30 protein-coding genes and 1 tRNA gene are annotated in these 24,519 nt (G+C 68.7%); 13 read left to right on the forward strand and 18 right to left on the reverse strand.

Annotated features, from left to right (window positions below):
• Positions 1–5: 5 nt before the first annotated feature.
• Positions 6–326 carry a DUF1244 domain-containing protein gene (locus D5S08_RS07805; protein ID WP_121117258.1) on the reverse strand — a complete coding sequence of 107 codons (321 nt, stop codon included), beginning with the start codon at positions 324–326 and terminating at the stop codon, positions 6–8.
• Positions 327–376: 50 nt separating this feature from the next.
• Here D5S08_RS07805 and pyk point away from each other — a divergent pair, with 50 nt between their 5' ends.
• Positions 377–1,861 (forward strand): pyruvate kinase, encoded by a 1,485-nt coding sequence (gene pyk, locus D5S08_RS07810; RefSeq protein WP_121117260.1) that lies wholly within the window; start codon positions 377–379, stop codon positions 1,859–1,861.
• Positions 1,862–1,867: 6 nt separating this feature from the next.
• Here pyk and asd read toward each other — a convergent pair whose 3' ends face one another.
• Entirely contained in the window at positions 1,868–2,731 is an 864-nt protein-coding gene (gene asd, locus D5S08_RS07815; RefSeq protein ID WP_121117262.1) for an archaetidylserine decarboxylase, read from the reverse strand.
• Here asd and D5S08_RS07820 point away from each other — a divergent pair.
• Entirely contained in the window at positions 2,725–4,419 is a 1,695-nt protein-coding gene (locus tag D5S08_RS07820; RefSeq protein ID WP_241557293.1) for an aminotransferase class III-fold pyridoxal phosphate-dependent enzyme, read from the forward strand. The genes asd and D5S08_RS07820 overlap by 7 nt on opposite strands.
• Here the strand turns inward: D5S08_RS07820 and D5S08_RS07825 are convergent.
• From D5S08_RS07825 to D5S08_RS07835, 3 genes are all read right to left on the reverse strand, one after another.
• Positions 4,416–5,021 carry a hypothetical protein gene (locus D5S08_RS07825; RefSeq protein WP_121117266.1) on the reverse strand — a complete coding sequence of 202 codons (606 nt, stop codon included), beginning with the start codon at positions 5,019–5,021 and terminating at the stop codon, positions 4,416–4,418. The genes D5S08_RS07820 and D5S08_RS07825 overlap by 4 nt on opposite strands.
• Positions 5,018–5,677 (reverse strand): class I SAM-dependent methyltransferase, encoded by a 660-nt coding sequence (locus D5S08_RS07830; protein ID WP_121117268.1) that lies wholly within the window; start codon positions 5,675–5,677, stop codon positions 5,018–5,020. The genes D5S08_RS07825 and D5S08_RS07830 overlap by 4 nt, the downstream gene beginning before the upstream one ends.
• 141 nt (positions 5,678–5,818) lie before the next feature.
• A tRNA-Gly gene (locus tag D5S08_RS07835) sits at positions 5,819–5,893 on the reverse strand.
• Between the two features lie 196 nt (positions 5,894–6,089).
• Between D5S08_RS07835 and D5S08_RS07840 the strand changes: the two genes are divergently transcribed.
• Positions 6,090–6,995, forward strand: coding sequence for a tetratricopeptide repeat protein (locus D5S08_RS07840; protein ID WP_121117270.1), 906 nt, complete (start codon positions 6,090–6,092; stop codon positions 6,993–6,995).
• A gap of 10 nt (positions 6,996–7,005) precedes the next feature.
• Positions 7,006–7,620, forward strand: coding sequence for an LON peptidase substrate-binding domain-containing protein (locus D5S08_RS07845; RefSeq protein ID WP_121117271.1), 615 nt, complete (start codon positions 7,006–7,008; stop codon positions 7,618–7,620).
• A 16-nt stretch (positions 7,621–7,636) separates the two neighbouring features.
• Here D5S08_RS07845 and D5S08_RS07850 read toward each other — a convergent pair whose 3' ends face one another.
• From D5S08_RS07850 to argB, 5 genes are read right to left on the reverse strand one after another with little or no spacing between them, the layout of a single operon-like run.
• The gene (locus tag D5S08_RS07850) at positions 7,637–8,254 is read right to left on the reverse strand and encodes a MarC family protein (RefSeq protein ID WP_121117643.1); all 618 of its coding nucleotides are present in this window, start codon (positions 8,252–8,254) and stop codon (positions 7,637–7,639) included.
• Positions 8,255–8,256: 2 nt separating this feature from the next.
• On the reverse strand, positions 8,257–9,036 hold the full coding sequence (locus D5S08_RS07855) for a hypothetical protein (protein WP_121117273.1): 780 nt from the start codon (positions 9,034–9,036) through the stop codon (positions 8,257–8,259).
• Entirely contained in the window at positions 9,033–9,332 is a 300-nt protein-coding gene (locus D5S08_RS07860; protein WP_121117275.1) for a YggT family protein, read from the reverse strand. Before D5S08_RS07860 ends, D5S08_RS07855 begins: the two co-directional genes overlap by 4 nt.
• A 35-nt stretch (positions 9,333–9,367) precedes the next feature.
• Complete coding sequence (locus D5S08_RS07865; protein ID WP_121117277.1) at positions 9,368–9,904, reverse strand: hypothetical protein; 537 nt, start codon at positions 9,902–9,904, stop codon at positions 9,368–9,370.
• A gap of 1 nt (position 9,905) precedes the next feature.
• On the reverse strand, positions 9,906–10,808 hold the full coding sequence (gene argB, locus D5S08_RS07870; RefSeq protein ID WP_121117279.1) for an acetylglutamate kinase: 903 nt from the start codon (positions 10,806–10,808) through the stop codon (positions 9,906–9,908).
• Positions 10,809–10,911: 103 nt separating this feature from the next.
• On the opposite strand from argB, the gene D5S08_RS07875 reads away from it, so the two are divergent.
• The 3 genes from D5S08_RS07875 to D5S08_RS07885 all read left to right on the forward strand — a co-directional run bounded on the left by D5S08_RS07875 (position 10,912) and on the right by D5S08_RS07885 (position 13,906).
• Positions 10,912–11,694: a universal stress protein gene (locus D5S08_RS07875; protein WP_126665516.1), complete on the forward strand. Its 783-nt coding sequence runs from the start codon at positions 10,912–10,914 to the stop codon at positions 11,692–11,694.
• Between the two features lie 152 nt (positions 11,695–11,846).
• A complete protein-coding gene (locus D5S08_RS07880; RefSeq protein WP_121117283.1) occupies positions 11,847–12,659 on the forward strand; it encodes a DUF1134 domain-containing protein in 813 nt (270 codons plus the stop codon).
• Positions 12,660–12,733: 74 nt separating this feature from the next.
• The gene (locus D5S08_RS07885; RefSeq protein ID WP_121117285.1) at positions 12,734–13,906 is read left to right on the forward strand and encodes an amino acid aminotransferase; all 1,173 of its coding nucleotides are present in this window, start codon (positions 12,734–12,736) and stop codon (positions 13,904–13,906) included.
• Here D5S08_RS07885 and D5S08_RS07890 read toward each other — a convergent pair.
• The 6 genes from D5S08_RS07890 to D5S08_RS07915 are packed head-to-tail and all read right to left on the reverse strand — an operon-like array spanning position 13,903 to position 17,774.
• Positions 13,903–14,520 carry a riboflavin synthase gene (locus D5S08_RS07890; RefSeq protein ID WP_121117287.1) on the reverse strand — a complete coding sequence of 206 codons (618 nt, stop codon included), beginning with the start codon at positions 14,518–14,520 and terminating at the stop codon, positions 13,903–13,905. The two genes, D5S08_RS07885 and D5S08_RS07890, sit on opposite strands and share 4 nt — an antisense overlap.
• 9 nt (positions 14,521–14,529) lie before the next feature.
• A complete protein-coding gene (gene ribD, locus D5S08_RS07895) occupies positions 14,530–15,570 on the reverse strand; it encodes a bifunctional diaminohydroxyphosphoribosylaminopyrimidine deaminase/5-amino-6-(5-phosphoribosylamino)uracil reductase RibD (RefSeq protein WP_121117289.1) in 1,041 nt (346 codons plus the stop codon).
• Positions 15,491–15,907: a hypothetical protein gene (locus D5S08_RS07900; protein ID WP_121117291.1), complete on the reverse strand. Its 417-nt coding sequence runs from the start codon at positions 15,905–15,907 to the stop codon at positions 15,491–15,493. The genes ribD and D5S08_RS07900 overlap by 80 nt, the downstream gene beginning before the upstream one ends.
• Before the next feature lie 39 nt (positions 15,908–15,946).
• Positions 15,947–16,669 carry a M48 family metallopeptidase gene (locus D5S08_RS07905; RefSeq protein WP_121117292.1) on the reverse strand — a complete coding sequence of 241 codons (723 nt, stop codon included), beginning with the start codon at positions 16,667–16,669 and terminating at the stop codon, positions 15,947–15,949.
• Positions 16,666–17,175 carry a YcgN family cysteine cluster protein gene (locus D5S08_RS07910; RefSeq protein ID WP_121117294.1) on the reverse strand — a complete coding sequence of 170 codons (510 nt, stop codon included), beginning with the start codon at positions 17,173–17,175 and terminating at the stop codon, positions 16,666–16,668. Before D5S08_RS07910 ends, D5S08_RS07905 begins: the two co-directional genes overlap by 4 nt.
• Complete coding sequence (locus D5S08_RS07915; RefSeq protein WP_121117296.1) at positions 17,163–17,774, reverse strand: SCO family protein; 612 nt, start codon at positions 17,772–17,774, stop codon at positions 17,163–17,165. Before D5S08_RS07915 ends, D5S08_RS07910 begins: the two co-directional genes overlap by 13 nt.
• 112 nt (positions 17,775–17,886) lie before the next feature.
• Between D5S08_RS07915 and D5S08_RS07920 the strand changes: the two genes are divergently transcribed.
• Positions 17,887–18,522, forward strand: a complete 636-nt coding sequence (locus tag D5S08_RS07920; RefSeq protein WP_121117298.1) for an ankyrin repeat domain-containing protein — start codon at positions 17,887–17,889, stop codon at positions 18,520–18,522.
• A complete protein-coding gene (locus tag D5S08_RS07925) occupies positions 18,522–19,214 on the forward strand; it encodes a COQ9 family protein (RefSeq protein WP_121117300.1) in 693 nt (230 codons plus the stop codon). The genes D5S08_RS07920 and D5S08_RS07925 overlap by 1 nt, the downstream gene beginning before the upstream one ends.
• A 2-nt stretch (positions 19,215–19,216) precedes the next feature.
• On the opposite strand, the gene D5S08_RS16405 is transcribed toward D5S08_RS07925, so the two are convergent.
• Positions 19,217–19,414, reverse strand: coding sequence for a hypothetical protein (locus D5S08_RS16405; RefSeq protein WP_126665517.1), 198 nt, complete (start codon positions 19,412–19,414; stop codon positions 19,217–19,219).
• Positions 19,415–19,539: 125 nt separating this feature from the next.
• Here D5S08_RS16405 and D5S08_RS07930 point away from each other — a divergent pair, with 125 nt between their 5' ends.
• From D5S08_RS07930 to ssb, 3 genes are read left to right on the forward strand one after another with little or no spacing between them, the layout of a single operon-like run.
• The gene (locus D5S08_RS07930) at positions 19,540–19,815 is read left to right on the forward strand and encodes a FeoA family protein (protein WP_241557294.1); all 276 of its coding nucleotides are present in this window, start codon (positions 19,540–19,542) and stop codon (positions 19,813–19,815) included.
• Between the two features lie 10 nt (positions 19,816–19,825).
• A complete protein-coding gene (gene feoB / locus D5S08_RS07935; RefSeq protein WP_121117302.1) occupies positions 19,826–21,679 on the forward strand; it encodes a ferrous iron transporter B in 1,854 nt (617 codons plus the stop codon).
• Positions 21,680–21,699: 20 nt separating this feature from the next.
• On the forward strand, positions 21,700–22,248 hold the full coding sequence (gene ssb / locus D5S08_RS07940; protein ID WP_121117304.1) for a single-stranded DNA-binding protein: 549 nt from the start codon (positions 21,700–21,702) through the stop codon (positions 22,246–22,248).
• A gap of 45 nt (positions 22,249–22,293) precedes the next feature.
• Here ssb and D5S08_RS07945 read toward each other — a convergent pair whose 3' ends face one another.
• Positions 22,294–23,298 carry a zinc-dependent alcohol dehydrogenase family protein gene (locus D5S08_RS07945; protein WP_121117306.1) on the reverse strand — a complete coding sequence of 335 codons (1,005 nt, stop codon included), beginning with the start codon at positions 23,296–23,298 and terminating at the stop codon, positions 22,294–22,296.
• A 660-nt stretch (positions 23,299–23,958) separates the two neighbouring features.
• On the opposite strand from D5S08_RS07945, the gene D5S08_RS07950 reads away from it, so the two are divergent.
• On the forward strand, positions 23,959–24,516 hold the full coding sequence (locus D5S08_RS07950; protein WP_121117308.1) for a DUF305 domain-containing protein: 558 nt from the start codon (positions 23,959–23,961) through the stop codon (positions 24,514–24,516).
• Positions 24,517–24,519: the final 3 nt, after the last annotated feature.

Raw genomic sequence — 24,519 nt, forward strand, 5'->3', positions numbered from 1 at the left:
CCCGCTCAGTGCTCGCCCGCGTTCAGCGCCACGCTCGCATCCATCCGCGCCAGCTGCTCCGGCGTTGCGGGGGTGGTGTGCCGTTCCTTCCACTCGGCCGACGGCATGCCGTGGATCAGCGTCCGGGCGGCCTCCTTGTCGCCCGGATAGCCCCCGTCGCGAATCCAGTCGGCCAGGCAGTTGCGGCAGAAGCCGGACAGACCCATCAGGTCGATGTTCTGCGCATCGGTGCGGTGCTGCAGATGGCGCACCAACCGGCGGAAAGCGGCGGCGGCGACGGCATCGGGCAGGGCGTCCAGCTCGTCCGCGACCTCAGTATTGACCATTACAAGCTTCGTCCTTGTGTTGTCGTGTTTCATTGCCATAGCCTTGGTCCATGACGACGACCCCCAATCCCAGCAAGCTTGGCCCCCGCGCTCGCAAGGTCAAGATCCTCGCCACGATCGGACCGGCCAGCCGCGATCCCGACATGCTGCGCCGCCTGGTGCGCGCCGGCGCCGATGCGTTCCGCGTGAACCTGTCGCATGGCGATCACGAAACCCACGCCGCCTCCATCGCTGCGATCCGCGCGCTGGAGAAGGAACTGCACCGCCCGCTGACCATCCTGTGCGACCTGCAGGGGCCCAAGCTGCGAGTCGGCGCCTTTGCCGAAGGGCGCGCGCTGATCCCGCATGGCGGCCGCTTCGTGCTGGATCGCGACCCCGCGCCGGGTGACGCAACCCGCGTGCAGCTGCCGCATCCCGAACTCTTCGGCCTGATGTCGCCTGGCCAGCGGCTGCTGATCAATGACGGCAAGATCCGACTGCGGGTGGTGGAGGCCACCGATCAGGCGATCACCTGCACCGCCGAGGTCGGCGGCGTCATCTCCGATCGCAAGGGCGTGAACGTGCCCGATGCGGAAATCCCGATCCCCGCCCTGACCGAAAAGGACCGGCGCGACCTGGCCTTCGCCATGGAACAGAATGCCGACTGGATCGGCCTCAGCTTCGTGCAGCGGCCGGAAGATCTGGCCGAAGCGCGCAAGCTGATGGGCGGCCGCGGCGCGCTGTGCGCCAAGATTGAGAAGCCGCAGGCGATCAAGCGCCTGGCCGAGATCATCGAGCTGTCGGACGGCGTGATGGTCGCGCGCGGCGACCTGGGTGTGGAGCTGAACCCGGAAGAGGTTCCGCCGCTGCAGAAGAAGATCGTGAACGCCACCCGCCTGCTGGGCAAGCCGGTGATCGTGGCGACGCAGATGCTGGAAAGCATGATCGAAAGTCCCGCGCCGACCCGCGCGGAGGTGTCGGACGTGGCCAACGCGGTCTATGACGGCGCCGATTGCGTTATGCTGAGCGCCGAGACCGCCGCCGGGCAGTGGCCGGAAGAAGCCGTGCTGATGATGGATGCCATCGCCCGGCAGGTGGAACGCGACGACGGCTATCGCCAGCGGGTGCGCCTGCTCGACACTCCGCCCGATCCCACCACCGCCGACGCGCTGGCCCATGCCTGCATGACCATCGCCGACACGGTCAGCATCGGCGCCATTGCGGTGTTCACCAGCACCGGCGTCTCCGCCCGCCGCGTGGCGCGCGAACGGCCATCCGTGCCGGTGATGGTGCTGACCCCCTCCATGACGGTGGCGCGCCGCGTGGCGCTGCTGTGGGGCGCGCATCCGGTGGCGACCAAGGATATCGGCAGTTTCGAGGAGATGATCGCCAAGGGCAAGCGCATGGCGCTGCGCCACGGCCTGGGCAGCAAGGACAGCAAGTTGATCGTGCTGGCGGGCGTGCCCTTCGGCATGGCCGGCGCGACCAACCTGCTGCATGTCGTGACGCTGAAGGGCGACGAGCTGGAACAGCACACGTCCCAGCCAGAAGGCTGATCGGGATCAGCCGATCCGTGCCAGCGGCATGCCGGCGCGGATCGGCTGGCCTTCGGTCAGGTCGGCCAGGGGCGGGGCATTTGCGGGCAGGAACACTAGGATGGTGGAGCCATGCTCGAACCAGCCTATCTCCGCGCCCTTCTTCACCGACACCGACAATGCCCGCCGCGCCGATCCGCCGTCACGCAGCAGGGCCGGCGTGTCGAGAAAGGTCAGCCGGATGCTGGCCACCAGGATGGCGGCGACCGGCACCAGCAGCATCGGCGTGCCATTCGCCAGCCGGGTCTCGATCACCGCGCGTTCGTTGCGGCAGAACAGCCGCTCCACCCGCTTCAGCGCGATCGGATTGACGTTCCAGCAATCGCCTGACTGGTAGGTCACGCCCTCCACGGTCAAGTCGGCCGGTGCGTGGAACCGGTGATACATGCCCGCGGTCAGCCGCAGGGTCACGAACCAGCCATTGGCGAACCGTTCGGCTTGGCGTGGATCGGGCAGCAGCTCGTCCAGCCTGTAGGAGTAGCCCTTTACCTGCCAAGCGACCCCGTCCGCCACCCGCCCATGCGCGCCGACGATCGCGTCGCACGGGCTGGCGATCAGCGACGGATCGGCAGGGAAGGGCCGGGCACCTGGCCGCAACGCCCGCGTGAAGCCTTCGCCCAGCGAGCGGAAGCGGGTCTGCTGTGTATCTGCAAAATCCACGTTGGCGAAGAAGCGCCACGCCGCCAGCGCCGGTCGGGCGATCAGTGGATTCTCGCTGCGCGCGATCCGCCCCACGAATTGCGTCGCCCAGCGGCGCGGCAGGCGGTTGGTCAGCAGGAAATTGAGGTCTTCCTGCAGCAGCAGGCCCATCAAACGCGCGCGCAATGTCATGGCTGTGTCACCCGGATGCGGTGAAAGCGGCCATGCATCCGATCCTTGCCGCCCTGCTGGGCTCCACCGCTGTGCTGGCCGTCACCAAGGGACGCCGGCGCCTCGCCTTGTCGCGCGCCAAGCATCCCTCTCTCGGCGGCCATGTCCGCATGGCCAAGCGGGTCGCCGGGCAGATCCCCGGCTTCGCGCAAGCCCCCGACCGCTTCTTCGCCGCCGACGGCGCACCGGCCGAAGTCGCGCGCCGCCGACAGGCCGCGTTCGACCGGCTGTGCGCGCTGTACAAGCAGCGCTTCGCCAGGACGCTGGCCCTGACGCAGGAGGTGCGGCCCGGCCTGTCCGACCTGCAGTTCACCGGCAGCTACCGCGTGCCGTTCCCCTTCGCCGCGCGGGTGCGCGAGCAGCTGGGCACCGGCGCCTTCCTGCAGGCCAGCGACGGGCCGGAGGTGATCGACCTCGACGGCAACCGCCTGATCGACCTGACCGGCAGCTACGGCGTCAACCTGTTCGGCTACGAATTCTACAAGCAGTGCATCGCCGAGGGAGCGGCGGCGGTGGCGGAGCTTGGCCCGGTGCTGGGCGCCTACCACCCGCTGCTGGCCGACAATGTCCGGCGCCTGCGTGCATTGTCCGGCATGGACGAGATTTCGTTTCACATGTCCGGTACGGAGGCGGTGATGCAAGCCGTGCGGCTGGCGCAGTACCATACCGGCGCACAGCGGATCGTGCGCTTCGCCGGCGCCTATCATGGCTGGTGGGGCGATGTGCAGCCCGGCATCGGCAACCCCGTGCCGGCGGACCGTACGCTGACCCTGGCCGAGATGTCGGAGCGCACGCTGCACGTCCTCGCCACGAGGCGGGACATCGCCTGCGTGCTGGTGAACCCGCTGCAGGCGCTGCACCCCAACAAGGCGGCGGCGTCGGACAACCAGCTGGTCGGCAGCGCCGGCCGCAGCGCGGGCGCGGACCTGCCGGCCTATCGTGCCTGGCTGCACCGGCTGGCCGATGTATGCAGCGGCAACGGCATCGTGCTGATCTTCGACGAGGTGTTCCTGGGCTTCCGCTTGGCACCCGGCGGCGCAGCCGAGTATTTCGGCGTGCGGCCGGACCTCGTCACCTATGGCAAGACGCTGGGCGGCGGGTTGCCCGTCGGCGTGCTGGCGGGCCGGGCCGCGCTGATGAAGCGCTGGCGAGAGGATCGCCCGCTCGACATCTGCTTCGCGCGCGGCACCTTCAACGCGCACCCCTATGTCATGGGCGCGATGGACGCCTTCCTGCGTCGGCTGAAAACGCCGGAGGTGCGCAGCCTGTACCACGGGCTGGACGAACGCTGGAACGCGCGCGCCGCGGCCATGAACGAGGCGCTCGCCAGGGCCGGCGTGCCGGTGCAGGTCGCTCATCTGCAGACGATCTGGACCGTGCTCTACACACAGCCGGCGGCCTATAACTGGATGCTGCAATATTACCTCCGCGCCGAAGGGCTGGCGCTCAGCTGGGTCGGCACCGGGCGGTTGATCTTCAGCCTGGACATCGATGATCCGATGTTTGCCGAGATCGTCCGCCGCTTCGTGGCGGCGGCAGGCGCGATGGCGGCGGATGGCTGGTGGGACACGCCCCCGGGCCTGACCGACAAGGGCCTGCGCCGCGGCGTGCTGGGCCGCGCGCTGGCGACCCGCTTGGGGCGCGACTAGGCCGGCGTGCCGTCCGGATAATCCATCCGCTCGCCCCGCAGCAGGCGGCGGGGTGCGCCCTTGTACAGGCGGAAATCGCTGAACGGATCGGTGATGATCTTGGTCGCCCAGACTAGTCCCGTCTCCACGTCACGGATGAAGAACAGGTGCACGCTGCGAAAGGCGATCGCGCCCACGCCCAGCACCAGCCAGCCGATCCCGACATGGCGCAGGTAACCCTCCACGCCGTCAACCGGCAGCAGCGCGCCCCACAGGGTCGGCTGGACCAGCAGCACCAGCGGCACCGCCAGCCACAGGCTCATCAGCACCCATTTGCGCTGGAGGTTGTAGCCGATCTTGATCTCTTCCTTGTGATCGTGCGTCGCCTCGTTGACGTGGTCGTAGCCCTTGGGCTCGAAGAAGAAATGCCCCGCCTGCCGGCTGGTCATCGCCACGCCCCAGGCCAGCAGGCTGGCGACCGCCGGGTCCACCCACAGGATCGCATAGGCCACCATGAAGGTGCAGGCGCTGACGAAATGCAGGGTCTGGTTGACCAGGCTGTGATGGTAGAATCGGTGGTCGTCCCACCGCTGCTCGGCAAGCTGAGCGCGGAAACCGGTCATCGGGCGTGATCCTCGGGGCTGATCTTCTGGTAACGGACAAGCGAGAAATGGCCGAGCGGCGGCAGCGGGCGGTTCTCCAGCAGGCGCAGATCAGGCCGGGTGGCGGCCCAGTTCTCGTACCGGCTCCACGGAAACTCGGTGCGGAAGCCCAGCCGGCTGGTCAGCGGCATCAGCGTGCGTTCGATCGCCCCGCGCAGGCCGCGGCCCGCACCCACGCGGGTGGTGATGATGATCTCGCCCCCCGGGCGGCAGATGCGGGCGAATTCGTCCAGCGCCCGTTCGGGGTGCGGGCAGGCGGTGATCACATACTGCGCCACCACCGCATCGAAGCTGTTGTCGGCGAAATGCAGCGCCTCCGCATCGGCGACCACCACCTGTTCGACATGGCTCAACTGCTGTTCGCGCACCCGCGCACGCGCCTTGTCCAGCATGGCGTCGGACAGGTCGACCGCCACGATCCGCAGGTCGCGCGAATATTGCGGCAGGGAAATGCCGGTGCCGACGCCGACCTCTATGATCCGCCCGCCGACCTGGTCGGCCGCGACGATCGCCGCCGACCGTCCGGTGCGAAAGACCGGGCCGAAGACCAGGTCATAGATCGGCGCCCATCGATCATAGGCGCGGGCGACGCCCGCCGTGCTCATCTGGGTGGTCATGCCGGTGCTGTTCCCGCGTTGTGACCTCCCGGTCATCGCAGGGTCAGATGACGCTTGCAGGACAGCATGGTGACAGTTCGACGACCTGCCGGACTATATCCGGCAACATCGACGTCACATCTGAGCGATATGGATGATCGCTGGAGCGGGCGAAGGGATTCGAACCCTCGACCCCAACCTTGGCAAGGTTGTGCTCTACCCCTGAGCTACGCCCGCTCTCTGGCGCTTCACCAGCCTTGCGAAATTCGCACGGCCCGGTGGGGAGGCGCGCCACTATCAAAGGGGCGGCACCCCTGCAAGCGCAAAAACACGCGAAATGCACGGCCGCTCTTCACCCTTGGCAAACCCGGCGCGGTGGCCACATAGGATACCAGCATTCATCAAGCGGCAGGGAGCGGCAATCTTGGCAAGCATGGGCCTCAGCATCGACGAGCAGAAGGCAGTGGACCGGTTCCGCAAGGACGTGGTCGAACCCAGCCGCGACAAGCTGGTGATCCTGGATTTCTGGGCCGAATGGTGCGGGCCATGCAAGGCGCTGACCCCGGTGCTGGAAAAGATCGCCGCCGAATATGCCGACAAGGGCGTGATCCTGGCCAAGCTGAACGTGGACGAGGAACAGTTCATCGCCAGCCAATTCCAGGTGCGGTCCATCCCCACCGTCTATGCCATGTTCCAGGGCCAGCCGGTGGCGGACCTGACACCCGCGCGCACCGAAAGCCAGCTGCGCCAGGCGCTGGACGCGCTGCTGGCGCAGCTGCCGGTGGCGGGTGGCGATGGCGAGGCGCAGGCGCCCGATATCGCGCCGCTGGTCGCGATGGGCGAGCAGGTGCTGGCCGAAGGCGATGCGGAGCGGGCGGTCGGCATCTTCATGCAGATCGCCGAGATGGCGCCGGAAGATGCGGGCGTGCAATCCGGCCTGATCCGCGCGCTGATCGCCGCCGGCCAGGTGGAAGAGGCGCGCACCGCGCTGAACATGCTGCCCGACGATCTGCGCAAGGATCCGCTGGTGGCGCAGGCGGCCGCCGCGCTGGAGCTGGCGGGCAGCAATGTCGACCAGAGCGAGCTGCAGGGCCTGCGCGCCGCCGCGGCGGAGCGGCCGGCCGACATGGACGCGCAGTTCGCCTGGGCGCAGGGCGCCTTCGCGGCTGGGCTGCGCGAGGATGCGGCCGACACGCTGCTGCGCATGATCGCCGCCGATCCGCAATGGAACGAAGGCGCGGCCAAGGCCAAGCTGCTGCAGATCTTCGAGGCGGTCGGCCTGGAAGATCCGTGGGTGTCCGCCACGCGGCGGCGCCTGTCGCTGCTGCTGTTCGGTTGAGCCGGACAGGATGACCGCGGTCCGCCTGCCGATCTTTCCGCTGACCGGGGCCATCCTGTTCCCCGGCCTGCAGCTGCCGCTGCATATCTTCGAGCCGCGCTATCGCGACCTGGTCGGCACGGCGCTGGCCAAGGACCGGCGCATCGCCATGATCCAGCCGCGCGCCATCGCAGAGGGTTCCCCTCTGTTCGGGATGGGCTGTGTCGGCCGGATCGATGATGTGGAGGCGTTGCCCGACGGGCGATACAACATCGTGCTGGAAGGGGAGGCGCGCTTCCGCCTGCTGCGCGAGCTGGAAGTGACCACGCTGTTCCGCCAGGTCGAGGCGGAGCTGATCCCCGATGCGACGGACGAGGCGCTGAGCAGCGTGGAGCGCGCCGCCTTCGAGCAGGAGGCCCGCATCTTTGCCGACCAGCAAGGCTATCAGGTGGACTGGCAATCGCTGGAGCGGCTGGACGATGCCAGCCTGATCAACGGCGTCAGCCAGATCGCGCCGTTCGATTCGGCGGCCAAGCAGGCCTTGCTGGAAGCCGGCGACCTGGCGACCCGGTGCGAGCTGCTGATCCAGCTGATGCAGTTCTTCGGTCGCAGCGACCCGGACGAAAGCAAGGTCACGCTGCAGTAGGCGCCTGCCGCGGGTGTCAGAAACTCCCGCGGATTCCGTCGATCACATATTGCGAGGCCAATGCGGCCAGCAGCACGCCCAGCAGCCGTGTCAGCACCGCTTCGAAGCGCGGCCCCACCGCCTTCATCAGCGGCCCGGCGGCCAGCAGCGCCAGCATGGTCAGCAGCAGCACCAGACCCAGTGCGCCCAGCACCACCAGCGTCCCCGGCAGGCCGTCGGCATTGCTCTGCAGCAGCATGACGGAGGCGATCGCCCCGGGTCCGGCGAGCATCGGCATTGCCATGGGGAAGATGGACACGTCATCCTGCGTCGGATCGGCCATCACCTGTTCGGCGCGCTGCTCCCGCCGTTGGGTGCGCTTCTCGAACACCATGTCGAGCGCGATGAGGAACAGCATGATGCCACCGGCGATGCGGAAGGCGTCCAGTTCGATATGTAGTGCGCCCAGCAATTGCTGGCCGAACAGGGCGAAGAACAGCAGGATGCCGCCCGCCACCACGCAGGCGCGGATCGCCATGGCGCGGCGATGCCGGGCCTCGAACCGGGCGGTCAGGCCGGCGAAGATCGGCGCGCAGCCCGGCGGATCGATGATCACGAACAGGGTGGCGAAGGCGGAGAGGAACAGGTCGAACAGCATCAGGCACCGTCACCAGCAGTGAGCAACTGGGTATGCACCGGCTCCCACCCTTCGGCACCCTGCCACCAGGCGGTAAAGCCGCTGGCGATGTCGGGCGCGGGGGTCCAGCGTAGCGTACCGTCGCGTGCCAGGCCCGGCTGGGCACCGGACGCGGCCGGCCCGGTTTCACGACCGGTCGGCCGGGTGCATGGGACGACGCGAGCACGGATCATGTTCAGCGCCTCCACCACGATGGCGTCGTCCGCATTGTCGGCTGCGCGTTGTGCCGCATCCTCGCGCCGGGTGCGCGTGAGGTCGGGATCGGGCTGCCACACGGTCACGCTCCAGCGGAAATCATTGTCGCGCTGCCGCTCCCACACGCGCGTGAAGCGGCTCCAGTTGCCGGTCGCGTCATGACCCAGGCCGGCGACCACCACGGCCGATCCGTCGCAACTGGCCCAGGCCTCGCGCGCCTGCCACCGGTCGGGGGTGGCGGGGCTGGCCCGGCCGGCCAGCCAGCTGGCGGCAGGCATGGCGGCGCCGTTCCAGGCAATCTGCGCGCCGGGCGTGGCGCGGTTGGCCAGCGCCAGCCACTGGCCTTCTTCCCGCGCGGCACGGGCGAGCGCTATTTCCGCCGCGATCACACTGGTGGGCTGCGCATTCGCGCGCAGCGGCGGTCTGCGCCGTTCCTGCGCGATGGCCCGGCTGCTCAGCCCGCCGGACTGGCCGCCGCCGCACGCCGACAGCGTCATGGCGAGCACCGCCGGGGCCAGCAGCAGCGCCGCCCGCCGCACGGTCACGCCGCCATCTGGCTGTAGGCGAGGTTCTGCAGGACGATGTTGATGATATTCAGCACCACGATCAGCACCAGCGGGGAAAAGTCGATCGCGCCGGTATTGGGCAGGATGCGGCGGATCGGCGACAGGATCGGATCGAGCAGCGCGCTGACCGATGTCCAGATCGCCGCGACCCAGTTGCTGCGCATGGAGATGACGTTGAAGGATACCAGCAGGCTCAGCACGAACTGCACGATCACCAGGATGATGATGATGTTGATCAGGTAGCCGACGATCTGCGACAGGGTCAGTAAGAGCACGGGTGGGGGTCTTTCTGCTGGTCAGGCCGCGGCCGTCACGCGGGCGAGCCGGTGCCGGAGCGTTCGGTGAGTTCGATGAAGGTGGAGGAGCGGATGGTCCAGCGAAGCTGGGTCGGCGTGGCGCCATCGACATCGTTGACGCGCTTCAGCTCCAGCGTGCCGGTACGCGGCGGGGTGCCGATTTCGTCGGCATGGGTCAGCGTGCCTTCCACCGTGCAATAGAGCGAGCCGGCGGCGCCTTCCTGCGTGGAGTCGCCCCATGTGATGACGGGGCGCTTGTAATCGGAGAACAGTGCCTGCAGCCGCGCGCCGTCGATCACCGGATCGGCCCAGACCAGCGCCGCCCGGTCCCACTCGCCGGCCGCGATCGCATCGCCGTAGAAGCGGGCCACATCCATGCAGGTGCGGCTGGAAAGGGCCGGGAAATCTTCCACCTGCGCCGGCAGCGCGGCAGGCGTCGCCAGCGGATCGGCCGCAGGCGGCAGGGCGGCGTTCTCCGACGGCTGGGGGGCCGGAGCCTCCGAACCGCAGGCCGCCAGCAGGGCGAGAACGGGGAGAAGGCCTGCGCGCATCTCAGGCGTCCGCCCGGATCAGCGTGCCTGCGCCGCGGGAGGTGAAGAATTCCAGCAGCATGGCATGGGGCACCCGGCCATCCAACACCACCGCCGCCTCGCACCCGGCCTCCACCGCATGCACGCAGGTTTCCAGCTTGGGGATCATGCCGCCGCTGATCGCACCTTCCGCCGTCAGCCGGGCGATGTCGGTCGGCGTCAGGTTGCTGACCAGCCGCTTGTTCGCGTCCAGCACGCCGGCCACGTCGGTCAGCAGGAACAGCCGCGCCGCCCCCAGCGCCGCCGCCAAAGCGCCCGCCATGGTATCGGCATTGATGTTGTAGGTCTCCCCATCCAGCCCGGCGCCGATCGGCGCGACCACCGGGATCATCCCGGCGCTGCTGGCGGTTTCCAGGATGGCGGTGTCGATCACCTGCGGTTCGCCCACGAAGCCCAGGTCGATCGCCTGTTCGATCAGGCTGTCCGGGTCGGTCACGGTGCGCGTCAGCTTGGCCGCGGTGACCATGTTGCCGTCCTTGCCCGATATGCCCAGCGCCTTGCCCCCCGCGCGCGCGATCCAGCCGACCAGTTCCTTGTTGATGGCGCCCGACAGGACCATTTCGGCGATCTCCGCCGTGGCACGATCGGTCACGCGCAGGCCATCGACGAAGGAGCTTTCCACGCCCAGCTTCTTCAGCATGGCGCCGATCTGCGGGCCGCCGCCATGCACCACCACCGGATTGATGCCGACCGTCTTCAGCAGCACGACATCATGCGCAAAGGCCTGCGCCATGGCAGGATCGCCCATTGCGTGGCCGCCATATTTCACCACAAAGCTGCGCCCGGCATAGCGTTGCAGATAAGGCAGCGCCTCGATCAGCACTTCCGCCTTGGCCAGCATCTGCCGTTCGGTATCCGCGTTCATGGCTGTTGCCTTAGAGCGCGTGCCCGCAAACGGCAATCGCCACTGGCAACGCCTGCTGGCAGCCGTTACCCTTGCGGCCATGCGATCGATACTGCTCCACATCATGGACGATAATGGCCTGGAGGCGCGCCTCGGGGCGGCGCTGGACCTGGCGCGCACGGTGGACGGCCACGTCCTCTGCCTGCAGGCCACCCCGCACGAGATCGACCTGCCGGGCGACTTCTTCGGCACGGAAGCGGCGGAGATCGTGGTGCGGTTGCAGGAAGGCGCGGCGGCGCTGCGGCAGAAGATCGAACCGCGTCTGGCGGCGCAGGACGTCGCCTGGTCGTGGGAAGTGGATGAACGGTCCGCTGCGGAAGCGCTGGTGGAACACAGCCGGCTGAACGATCTGGTGGTGATGGGCAATTGCGATCCCGCCAGCGGCAATCCGTCGGGCCTGCCGGCCGCCGTCGGCACGCGCGCGCATACCCCCATCCTGCTGGTGCCGTCCGATACGGTCGGCTTTGACTGCACAGCCCCCGCGCTGGTCGCGTGGGACGGATCGCCGGAAGCCTGCCGCGCCCTGCGATCGGCGGTGCCGTTGCTGGAACATTCGAAGGCGGTCACGCTGGCATGGGTCAGTGGGGAGCGCGGCAAGCGTCTCGAACGCTCGATGGAGGAGGCGGCCGCCTATCTGGCGCGCCATGGCGTGCGGTGCCAGATGGTGGAACTGCCATGCGAAGGCGGGCGGGTGGCCCAGGTGCTGCGCGATGCGACCGTCGATTTCGGTGCCGGCTGGATGGTGATGGGCGCATTTGGGGAGCAGCGATTGCGGGAACTGATGCGGGGCGGCGTGACGCAGGCGCTGTTCGAACAGCCGCCGGTGCCGATCCTGGCCCGCCACTGACCGGCCCGCCGCGCACGCTTCGGCGCAGCGGCAAGGGGGTTGGCGCGGCGTTCAGCGCGGCTTAACGGGCAGGCGCGCCTTTCTGGCGCTTCCGGTGGCATCCTTGGATGCTGGCCGCGGAATGTTGATGATTTGGGGGTTCGGGAAAGCCGATGATCGCGCATATGTTCGCCCGCGGGCGCCTTGGCACCGCTCTGCTGGCCCTCGCCGCGCTGGTGGCGGCGCCGATCGCCCCCGCAAGTGCCGTGGCGCAGGGTGTGACCACGATCGACCCCGATGCGGCCATCGACGGGGACCTGAACGGCGCCCCGACGTCCACGCCGCAGAGCTACCCGACCTACAATGGCGAACTGTCGCCGAGCGACGGCATCAGTTCGCCGCCGCCCCCTGCGGTGGAGCAAGCACCGGTGGTGACCAGCCCCTATCCGTCAGAAGCGGCGAGCCAGGCAGCGCAGAACCCGTCGGTCGCCGGCGCGCAGGGCACCACCTACCAGGAGGATGATCTGATCGGCGCGGCCGAAGGGCTGTTCGGCAAGGGCGCCGAAGGGCTCGCCCGGCTGATGCAGGACATCCTGTCCAAGCAGGGCGAACCCAATGCCTATATTGTCGGGCGGGAGGCGAGCGCCGCCTTCATCGTCGGCGCGCGCTATGGCTCGGGCACGCTGTTCCACAAGGTCGAAGGGCAGCGCACCGTATACTGGACCGGCCCGTCGGTCGGGTTCGATGCGGGCGCCAATGCCGGCAACACCTTCGTGCTGGTGTACAACCTGTTCGACAGTGAAGAGCTCTACACCCGCTTTCCGGCTGGCGAGGGGCAGGTCTATTTCGCGGGCGGGTTCACCGCTTCCTACCTGCGCAAGGGCGATGTGGTGCTGATCCCGATCCGCGTCGGCGCCGGCCTGCGGCTGGGGGTCAATGTCGGCTACATGAAATTTACCAAGGATCAGACTTGGCTGCCCTTCTAGTCGCCTGTGTACGGCCTCTCGCGCAATAAAGTGGCTTGCGGGCGGGGGCCGCGGGGGGCATGGGCCCACCCGCTATGCTGAACCGCCTGACCCAACAATCGCCCGACGCGCTGCTGGCGCTGATCAAGCTGCACGATGCCGACCCGGCGCCCGACAAGATCGACCTGGGCGTCGGCGTGTTCCGCACCGAGAGCGGCGCCACGCCGGTCTTCGGGGCGATCAAGGCGGCGGAGCAGCTGCTGGTCGACCGGCAGGACAGCAAGGCCTATCTCGGGCCCGAGGGCGACATGGGCTTCGTCCAGCGCCTGATCCCGCACATCTTCGGCGAAGGCACCGTGTCGGACCGGCTGGGCGGCATGCAGACGCCGGGTGGCACCGGTGCGGTGCGGCTGGCGCTGGCGCTGGCCAAGCGGGCAGGCGTCACCCGTGTGCTGATGGGCACGCCATCCTGGCCCAACCACGCGCAGATCGTGGCCGATCTGGACCTGGAGCTGGTCGCGTTCAATCACGCCACGCCTGACGGCGCGGCCGACATCGAAGCGCTGCTGAGCGCGCTCGGTAGTGCCGGAGAGGGTGCTGCAGTGCTGCTGCACGGCTGCTGCCACAACCCGACCGGCGTCGATTACACGCCCGCCGAATGGGACCGGATCGCCGCCGCTCTGGCGGATGGCGCGGTGCTGCCGATCGTCGATCTGGCCTATCAGGGGCTGGGCGTCGGCATGGAAGCGGACGCCTATGGTCCGCGCGTCGTGCTGGCCGCGGTGGCGGAGGCGCTGGTCGCCTATAGCTGCGACAAAAATTTCGGCCTGTATCGCGATCGCGTCGGCGCGCTGTACTGGCAGGGCGCGGATGCCGATGGCGCGACCCGGATCATGAGCAATGGCGCCGCGCTGGCCCGTGCCAACTGGTCCATGCCGCCCGATCACGGCGCCGCCGCGGTGCGGCTGGTGCTGGAGGATGCGGCCCTGACCGCCGACTGGCTGGCCGAGCTGGAGGGCATGCGTCAGCGCATCAGCGGTGTGCGCAAGGCGCTGGCGGCGCACGGCACCGCCGGCACGCTGGACCTGACGCCCTATGGCCGGCAGCAGGGCATGTTCGCCATGTTGCCGCTGACCCCGGCGCAGATCGCGGCGCTGCGGAGCGAGCACTCGATCTACATGGCGGGCAGCGGACGGATCAATATCGCCGGGCTGACAGCGGGCAATCTGGACAAGTTCACGGCGGCGCTGGCAGCCGTCACGGCCTAGCGCCGCAGGGCTTCCAGCCGCTGCAGGTAACGGGCAACGGTGTCGATCTCCAGATTGACCGCGCTGCCTGCCGCCAGCACGCCCAGCGTCGTCACCTCGCCCGTATGCGGGATGATGTTGAGCGTGAAATCGGCCGCGCCGTCCGGCAGGTCCGTCACCTCGTTCACCGTCAGCGAGACGCCGTCCACGCAGATCGAGCCCTTGGGCGCGATAAACGGGGCCAGCGCGGCGGGTGCGCGGATGGTCAGGCGGGTCGACCCGCCGACCGGATCTGCGGCGATCACCTGCCCCGTCGCATCGACATGGCCGGACACGATGTGCCCGCCCAGCTCGTCGCCGACCCGCAGCGACGGTTCCAGGTTCAGCCGGCGCCCTTGCGCCCACATGCCCGGCGCGGTGCGGCTGACGCTTTCGGCCGACAGGTCGATGGCGAACCAGGCGTCGCCGGGCTCTCCGCCGCGATCCACCACGGTCAGGCACACGCCCGAACACGCAATGGAGGCACCGATGGTGATGGTGGCGGGATCCCACGGGCAGGCAATGGTCAGGCGCAGATCGCCCTGATCCTGCGCCGCTGTGATGGTGCCGATGGCGGTGACGATGCCGGTGAACATGTTTGGGGCCTAACGTGTGCGGGTGAAGATTTCGAGCGTGTCGGGCGCGAAGCTGCGGCGATCGGTCAGCAGCCAGCGATCATGCGCCTGCCACAGGCCCGACAGTTGCAGGTCCGCCAGCGCCGGCTTGCCGCCGCCCAGCAGCACCGGGGCGCGGTAAAGCAGCAGCCGGTCCACCAGATCGGCCCGCAGGAACGCGGCGGCGGTCTCTGCTCCGCCCTCGACGAACAGGTACTGCATATGCCGCAGTTCGTGGATCGCCTGCGGATCGGGCAGGGCGGTCCAGCCATCCGGCACCGCGCCGCCGGTCAGCACCAGCCGGTCGGGCGCGTGGTCCTCCAGCCCCGGCAGGCGCACGTCCAGCGCCGGCGCGTCGGCGCGCAGGGTGCCGCCCCCGACCAGGATAGCATCGGCCCGCGCACGCTCGCGATGGGCATGGGCGCGCGCGGCTGGTCCGGTGATCCAGCGGCTGGTTCCGTCCGCCAGCGCGATGCAGCCGTCCAGCGAAGTGGCCAGCTTCAGCGTCACATGCGGCCGGCCCAGCGCGGCCTGCGCCAGATAGCCGGCCAGGCTGCCGGCGCAGCATGGATCACCCACGCCCTCCGCCACGATACCAGCACCCCGCACCCGCGCCTTGCCGCGCCCGGCGGTGCGTGGGTCCGGGTCCGTCACGCCGACCACGACGCGCGCGACTCCGGCGGCGACCACCAGATCGGCGCAGGCCGGGCCGCGGGGCGACTGGTGGGCGCAGGGCTCCAGCGTGACATACAGCGTCGCGCCCCGCGCCCGGTCGCCCGCCTGAGCCAGCGCCATCGCCTCGGCATGGGGGCGGCCGCCGGGCTGCGTCCAGCCACGCCCGACGACGGTGCCGCCGGCCACCACCAGCGCCGCGACCGCCGGGTTGGGGCGGCTCAGCGGCCGGCCCCGTTCCGCCAGAGCGGCTGCGGCGGCGAGCCAGCGCGCATCATCCTCAGTCCGCAGGTTGAGCGCCTTCGCTTGCCGCAGCCGCAGCTTCGTCCGCTGCGATCTGGCGCTCCATCTTGTCCACATCGACGAAGGTGGCGCGGCCCAGTTCGCGATACAGGTTCTTGCGGATCTCCTCGCGCCGGGCCAGCCGTGCGGCCAGCTCGTCCTGCCGGCGCTGGTTGGCGATGTTGCTGGCGACGATCTCCTCCTGCGTGCGATCAGGCGCGAAGGTGGTGATCCAGGTGACCTGCGGTGGGCGCGGTTCGATTCGCTGGCTTTCGGGCACGAACATCATGAAGATGAAGAATGTCGCCGCCACCGACACGCCCAGCACCTTCCAGCGGTGCGGTGCCGGCTGGCGCCATTCCTGCGCGAAATCCTGTACCGCGTGTCGCGGTGATATGCGTCGCCAGAAGCCCATGCGTGGCAGATAGGGGCTGAACGGCGCGAGCGCCAGTTCCTACCCGAAGGCGCTGTAAAGGCCGCGGCCATGCGCCTTCAGCCAGCCATCCGCTGCCATCAGGTCGTCATCATACAACCGTTCCAGCGCCGCGTGGAAGGCAGGCGAATGGTTGAAATGCAGCAGATGCGCCACCTCATGCGCGACGACGGAGCGGCGCACATGGTCGGGCGCCTGCACCAGCCGCCAGTTGATGCGGACCGTCCCGCCGGTCGAACAGCTGCCCCAGCGCCGCTGCGCGCGCGAGAGGCGCAAGGCAGGCAGCGGCACGCAGGCACGGGCGCAATAATGCCGGAGGTCCGCCGCCAGCAGCTGCTCGGCCTCCTGCGCCAGCCAGCGGGCGAGGCGCGGGACCAGCGTGTCCGCCGGGCCGCCGCAGCGCAGGGCACCCTCCATCATGCGCGGAGTGCGTGGATGGGCGGCGTGCCAGTCGATCGGCAGCGCAGCCCCGCGATACTGGACCGTGCCGCCGGGAGCAGGCGGCGCCTGCTGCGGCACGCGCGCCAGCTGCTGCGCCAGCCAGCCCTGACGGCTGCGGGCGAAGGACAATGCCTCGGCAGTGCGGACCCAGCGGGGCACGGTGACGCGCACCTCCGATCCGTCAGGCGCCAGGCGCAGGGTCAGGCGCGTGGCGCGGGCGTGATGGCGGATGGCAAGCGGCAGTTCCCGCTCCCCCACGACCACCGTTGGCGGCGTGTCGGCCCGGCGCAGCCAGCCGATCACCGGACGAAGAACACCGGCGGGGTATCGCCTTCGGCGTCGTCCTCATCCTCGTCATCCCATTCGTCGCCGCGGCTCCAGTCGACGATGTGCTGTTCCAGCGGTCCGGCATCATCCTCGGCAATCACCCGGCCGGCGACGCTGATCCCCGCCTCGTGCATCGCGGACGCATCGCCGGTCAGCAGCGGGTGCCAGCCCGGCAACGGGTCGCCATCGGCGCGCAGGCGATAGGCGCAGCTGGGCGGCAGCCAGGTCAGCTTGCCCACCAGGTCGGCGGTCAGGCGGATGCAGTCCGGCACGAAGGCGCGGCGATTGCGATAGTCGCTGCAGCGGCCGGTGCCGGTGTCGAGCAGGCGGCACGCGACATTGGTCTCGATCACCGCGCCGGTGTCCTCGTCCTCCAGCTTGTGCAGGCAGCAGCGGCCGCATCCGTCGCACAATGCCTCCCACTCCGCGCGGGTCAGCTTGGCGAGCGGCAGCTCCCAGAAGCGTGGCCTCAGCTCACCCATCGGGCCAGTTCCGTGGCGACAGCGTCAGGGCTGCGTTCCACCGGCAGCAGCGCGATCGGGGCACCATCCGGTCCCATCAGGTAAGCGCCGCGGCTGTGATCCATCAGATAGCCGCCGCCCGCGGAGTCCTCGCCCTTCTGATAGTAGATGGCGAACTTCTTGGCCGTGTCGGCGATCTGCGCTTCCGTTCCCGTCAGGCCCAGCAGGTCGGGGGAGAAGGCTTTGGTGAACTCGGCCACCACCGCCGGCGTGTCACGCGCCGGGTCGATCGTGATGAACAGCGGCTGCACCTTGGCGGCAAGCTCCGGGTGCTGCTGCTTGAACGCATCGAACCCCTTCATCATGAAATTGACGTCGTTGGGGCATACATCCGGGCAGTAGGCATATCCGAAATAGACGATGCGGTACTTGCCGTCGAAATCGCTCCAGCGCACGGTCTGTCCGTCTTCTCCGATCAGTTCGAACGGTCCGCCGATCTCGGCCCCGGCCAGCGGCGGTTCCGCCCCTGATCCGCCGCTGCAGGCAGGCAGCAGCATCAGCGCGGCCAGCGGCAGGCAGGCGCGGCAAAGAGCGGGCAGGGTCATGGCGATACGGTTCATGGTCTGCTAACACCCGGGAAACGAGGGATGAGTCAAGGATTTGCGGGCAATGCGGCGCGGCATGGCCTGGCGGAGGAGATAGGGCGTGACGGTTGCGGTGAACAGGGCTTCGATGAGTGTGCGCGGCGGGCTGGCAGGGCTGGCCGCCTGTTTGCTGGTGCCGGCCGGGGCGGCGCTGGTTGCCGTGCCGGCGGCGGCGCAGAACTATTCCCCCGGCTACCAGTTTCTGGAGGCCGTGAAGAAGAAGGACGGCACCAAGGTCATCGAGATGCTGGCCGAGCCGGGCGGATCCACGATCATCAATTCGCGCGACATCACGGATGGGCACAATGCCCTGCACATCGCGGTGGAGCGGCGGGACGTGACCTGGATCAATTTCCTGGCGGCGCGAGGGGCCAATACCAACCTTGCCAACAATCGGGGCGTCACCCCGCTGCTGCGGTCGGTGCAGATCGGATTCAACGAAGGCGTGGCCGCGCTGGTGCGTGCGGGCGCGCGGGTGGATGACGAGAACCAGGCGGGCGAGACGCCGCTGATGTCTGCCGTGCACCAGCGCGATACCAGCCTGATGCGCGTCCTGCTTGAAGCCGGCGCCGACCCCGACCGGGTGGACAATTCCGGCCGCTCCGCCCGCGACTATGCGAAGCTGGACGGCAATAACAGCGTGACCCTGGCGGAGATCGAGCGCAGCGCCAAGCCGCCGGCGGAGCGCGAAGGCGCCGCCCCGTCCTATGGGCCGAGCTTCTGATGGGCGATCCGGTCGACATCGCCCCGCCCGAGCGCGCGCCGGACATGGCCGACATGACGCTGGACGAGCTGCGCATCGCGCTGGCGCCGACCATTGCCAACATGGCCGCTTTTGACGGGTGGAGCGATGTGGCGCTGGCGGGGGCGGCGGACATTGCCGGCGTCGATCCCGCGGTGGCCCGACTGGCCTTCCCGGGCGGCGCGATCGACATGATCGGCGGCTGGATCGCCTCGATCGATGCGGCCATGCAGGCGGGTTTCAGCCCGGAGGCGCTGGCGACGATGAAGGTCGGGGCTCGCATCCGCGCGCTGCTGCTGTTCCGGCTGGCGGCGATGGGCCGGCAGCGGGAGGCGCTGCGGCGCGCGCTGGCGATCCAGGCGCTGCCGCAGAATGCGGCGCAAGCGCTGCGCACCGGCTGGCACAGTGCCGACCTGATGTGGCGCATGGCGGGCGATACCGCGACGGATTACAATCATTATACCAAGCGGGCGACGCTGCTGGCGGTCTATGCCAGCACGCTGGCGGTGTTCGTGGAGGATGAGAGCGAGGGGCAGGCGGATACCGAGGCCTTCCTGGACCGACGGCTTGCCGGCGTGATGCGGTTCGAGAAGTTCAAGGCGCAGCTGCTGCGTCCGCGTGAACGGTTCGACGTGACGCGCTTTCTGGGCCGGCTGCGTTACCCGGCGCGCTGAACTTACAGGATCGGCAGCAGGATCACCGACCAGCCGATCACCGCAAGAGCGGCGAGCACGCTCAGCCGCGCGATGCCCGGCCAGCGATCCGGTCTGGTGTTCAGGGGCGTACCAGTGATCGAGTGCGGCGCCAGGCGGGTGGCGGCGAGCAGGCGATTGTGCGGGCTCATGGCGGGTTCGGGGCCTTTTCTGTCAGTCATCCTTCACAAGTCCTAACGGCACATTAACCATTCGGTTTCTGGAAGCCTTCGCCTGCCAAATATAGCGGTCCTGCCTGACGCGAATGCGTTGCAAGAAGCGGCGCCATCTGCCACTTGCGCATCGCATGAATGACCCGCTGCAGATGATCGGCCTGGACGTCATCGCCCGCGGACAGTCGGCCCGGATCGCGGCCGTGGACTGGACCGCCTTCGTACCGGAGGAAGCCAAGCGGCTGCGCGCCTTGGGGGTGGAACCGGGCGCGGTGGTCAGTGTGGCGCATCGTGGCATTTTCGCCGGACGCGATCCGCTGGCGCTGCGCATTGGGCGCATGATCGTGGCGGTGCGCCGGGTCCACGCCCGTGCGATCAGCGTGGTGCCCGAGGGTGCTCCTGCGGCATGAGCACGCCCTTTTGAGCACACCCCGCACGATCGCGCTGGTCGGCAATCCCAATGCCGGCAAGAGCGCGCTGTTCAACGCGCTGACCGGCGCGCGGCAGAAGATCGCCAACTATCCAGGCGTCACCGTGGAGCGCAAGGCGGGGCGGCTGGTGCTGCCATCCGGGGAGCCGGTGGAGCTGCTCGATCTGCCCGGCAGCTATGCGCTGGATGCCGCCAGCCCGGACGAGGAGGTGACCCGCTGCGTGGTGATGGGCGAGCAGCCCGGGCAGGCGCGGCCGCAGGTGCTGGTGCTGGTGCTGGATGCCGCCAATCTGGAACAGCATCTGGTGTTCGCGCAGGAGATCATCGCGCTGGGCCGCCCGGTGGTGGTGGCGCTGAACATGATCGACATGGCGGAACGCGACGGGCTGGTGCTGGACCCGGCCGCACTGGAAGCCGCGCTGGGCGTGCCGGTCGTGCCCACCGTGGCGGTGCGCAAGCGCGGGCTGGAGGCTTTGCTGGAAGCACTGGAGCGTGCGGGACGGGAAGGGCCGTCCGATCCGCCGGCCGGCGTGCGGCAGCTGACCGGCGCGACCGAGCGGCGGCTGGCAGCGCGGAGGATGGCGCAGCGTGCGGTGTTGGCCGAAAGCGGCGCGCACCGGCTGCATACGCGGCTGGACCAGGTGCTGCTGCACCCTTGGGCCGGGCCGCCGATCCTGTTCGCGCTGCTGTTCGTCATGTTCCAGGCGGTGTTCGCCTGGGCCACTCCCTTCGCCGATGCGCTGGAAGGCGCCGTCGGCTGGCTGACCGGCGTGGTCGAGGCGTTCATTCCCGCCGGCCTGCCACGTGACCTGCTGACGCAGGGCGTGCTGGCAGGTGTGGGGTCGGTCGTGGTGTTCCTGCCGCAGATCGTGATCCTGTTCGCCTTCATCCTGCTGATGGAGCAGTCCGGTTACATGGCGCGTGCCGCCTATATCATGGACCGCATGATGGCCGGCGTGGGCCTGTCGGGCCGCAGCTTCATCCCGCTGCTGTCCTCCTTCGCCTGCGCCATCCCCGGCATCATGGCGACGCGGGCGATCGCCGATCCCAAGGACCGGCTGACCACCATCATGATCGCACCGCTGATGACCTGTTCGGCGCGGCTGCCGGTCTATGCCGTGATCATCGCCGCCTTCATCCCGGCGCGAACCATCTGGGGCGGTGTAGGGTTGCAGGGCACGGTGCTGTTCGCGCTGTATGTGGCCGGCATCGTCGGCGCGCTGGTCTTGGCCTGGGTGATGCGGCGCAGCGTGGCCAAGGGCGGCGCCAGCGGCTTCATCATGGAGATGCCAAGATATCAGTGGCCGTCCCTGCGCGACATCACCATCGGCCTGTGGCAGCGCGCCTGGGTGTTCCTGCGCCGCGCGGGCACGATCATCTTCGCGGTGACGGTGGCGCTGTGGCTGCTGCTGAGCTTCCCACAGGCGGGGCCGGGCGAGGACCAGGTGGATGCCAGCATCGCCGGCCACATTGCCAACGGGCTGGCCGTGGTGGTGGAGCCAATCGGTTTCAACCGCGACATGGCGCTGGCGCTGATCCCGGCCATGGCCGCGCGCGAGGTAGCGGTGTCCTCGCTCGCCACCACTTACGCCGTTGCGGCGGAGGACGAGGACAGCACGGCACTGGCGCTGGAACAGCAGCTGGCGGCGCGCTGGACCCTGCCGATGGCGCTGGCCTTCCTGGCGTGGTTCGTGTTTGCGCCGCAGTGTCTGTCGACTATTGCGGTAGCACGGCGGGAGATGAACGGCTGGAAGTGGCCGATTGTCATGCTGATCTATCTTTTTGTGCTGGCCTACCTCGCGGCCGGCATCACCTATTGGCTGGCGCTGGCCGCCGGCCTCTGATTCGAAGGACGAGAGAGACAATGGCGGGCAGCCTGAACAAGGTCATGATCATCGGCAATCTGGGGCAGGACCCGGAGGTCCGGTCGTTCCAGAATGGCGGCAAGGTGTGCAATCTGCGCATCGCCACCACCGAAAGCTGGAAGGACCAGTCCGGCCAGAAGCAGGAACGCACCGAATGGCACACGGTGGCGATCTTCTCCGAAGGGCTGGTCAGCGTGGCCGAACGCTTCCTGCGCAAGGGCAGCAAGGTGTTCGTCGAAGGCCAGCTGCAGACCCGCAAATGGCAGGACCAGTCCGGCGCTGACCGCTACTCGACCGAGATCGTGCTGCGCGGCTTCAACGGCACGCTGACCATGCTGGACGGCCCTGGTGGCGCACAAGGCGGCGGAGGCGGTGCTGGTGGTGGCGGCCAGCGCTCCGGCGGCGGTGGCGGCGATTATGGCCGCGGCGGCGGATCGTCGTCCCGCGGCAACAAAAATCAGGGCGGCGAATGGGGCCAGACCCCGGCCGCCGGCGGCGGGGCCGGCGGCAGCTTCGCCGACGACCTGGACGACGATATCCCGTTCTGATCCGACCGGCTGCCCCCTCCCGCCGAAGCGGGAGGGGCAGCGGGATCAGCCCAGTTCGATCACCGTCTTGCCGAAGCTGTCCGGCCCGGCGGCATGGGCATAGGCATCGGGCGCCCGGGCGAACGCGAAGGACCGGCCGATCATTGGGCGGATGCCGTTCACCTCCACCGCGGCGTTCAGCCGGCGGGCCATTGCGGTCGATCCCACGAAGATGCCGCGCATGGTCCCGGCGGTCATCATCAATCCGCGCGGATTGGGTCCGCCTTCCGGCTCCAGCACGCCGATGAAGGCCACCTCGCCATGGGTGCGGAGCGCGGCCATGGACCGTTCGGCGGTGCCGGCGCCGCCGACCTCTATCACCTTGTCCACCCCACCCAGCTCCTTGGCCCAGGCACCCCATTCGGGGTTGTCCTTGTAATTGACAGTCTGGTCGGCGCCCCAGTCGCGCATCCTGGCGAGCTTTGCATTCTGGCTGGAGGTGGCGAACACTTCGCAGCCGCCGGCCTTGGCCATGGCCAGTGCCAGGGTGGAAACGCCGCCTGTGCCCAGCACCAGCACCCGCATTCCCGGCAGCAGCGCCCGTGGCCCTTCATACAGCGCGTTCCACGCGGTCACGCCCGCGCAGGGCAGGCATGCGGCTTCCGCGAAGGACAGGCTCGGCGCCATCGGCACCACGCCGGTGGCGGGGAGCACGACATATTCCGCCAGCACACCCGGCGCCCGGCCATCGCCCAGCGCCACGTCCGTCACCGGCGCGCCGTCGGTCCAGTGCGGGAAGAACGATGTCTGCACCCGGTCGCCTTCCTGAAAGACCGTGACGCCCGCGCCCAGGCCCGCGATCTCTCCAGCGCCGTCCGACAGGGGGATGGCATCGGCCACGAGCGGTCCGCCCATATACTTGCCCTTGGCCACCATCAGGTCGCGGTAGTTCAATGACCATGCGCGCAGGCGAACCAGCACCTCGCCCGGTCCGGGTTGCGGCTGGTCGAGTTCCCGCAATTGCAACTGGTCGGGGCCGGTCGATCCGGCGGGCAGCATCCACGCGCGCATGGCAGTCCTTTCGTCTGGGTGATGTTCACTCAACCACCCGCGGCATCAGGTGATCCGGGCCTGCTCCGCTTGCAACCGGCAGCCAGGGGGCGCGGAAGAGCAGGGGGCTCTGCCGTGGCGGAGCCCGGCAACGGCGAAACGAAAGCGGGACGGCACCCGAAAAAGGCCCGCCCCGCACGTCCATTCACTCGGCCATGTGGGTCGGTGTTCGGCCGGGTGAACGGTTCATATATCTGAATCATCGAGTGATGACGGTGTTCCGACCTTTGTTGCCGCCGCCGGCAGCGGCCCGGTGCAGACCATCATCAGCACCTTGACTCTACGTTATAGTATAACATAGCTGCGCGCTCTAATGAGCAAGGGGATCATGCGTGTGTCTGAAATGGTGAACGCCACACTGGCCTCCGTTCGATCTGGGACGGGCCAGGATGGTGGAGCTCTATCTGCGCGGCACCAACCTGCTGAACGAACTGACCTTCGTGCATACCTCCTTCTTCAAGGACCAGTCGCCGCTGCGCGGTCGCAATGTCGCAATCGGCGTGCGCCCGCTTTTTGACATGCGGAGCCGACCGGCTGGCTCCTGCAGGAACGCGTCGCTCCTGCCGCCATTGATCAGGCATGGCGGCGGACCGTCCCGCTGCCTGACGGGGAACAATCGGCATGAGCTACGCCCGCTTCGGCGCGATGATCGCCACCTCCACGCTGGTAATGTTCGGGCTGATGTATCTGAACACCTACACTATGAGCCACGTCTTCTTCAGCCAGACGCGCAGCTGGATGGCGCTGGTGATGGGCGCCGCCATGGCCGTGATCATGCTGGGCTTCATGTGGGGCATGTATCCCGGTCGCCGGGCCAAGCTGGGCATCATGGCCGGGGCGGCGCTGGTGTTCGGCGGTGCGCTGTGGCTGGTGCGAAGCCAGGAGACGGTGGACGATCTCGCCTACATGAAGGCGATGATCCCGCACCATTCGATCGCGATCATGACCAGCGAACGCGCGCATATCCGCGACGCGGAAGTGCGCCTGCTGGCCGATCGCATCCTGGATGCGCAGGTGCGCGAGGTGGCGGAGATGAAGCGGCTGATCGCCCGGCTGGAGGCGCGGCCGGTGCCGGACGATGCGCCGGACCTGCCGTCCTACCGCGACCGGCAAGTGCCCCCGCCGCCGGGCGAGACGAGCGCCGAGGCCGGCGTGAACACGCTGGCCCCGATCCGCTAGGCC

This window comes from Croceibacterium ferulae, assembly GCF_003660445.1.
Classification (GTDB): Bacteria; Pseudomonadota; Alphaproteobacteria; order Sphingomonadales; family Sphingomonadaceae; genus Croceibacterium; species Croceibacterium ferulae.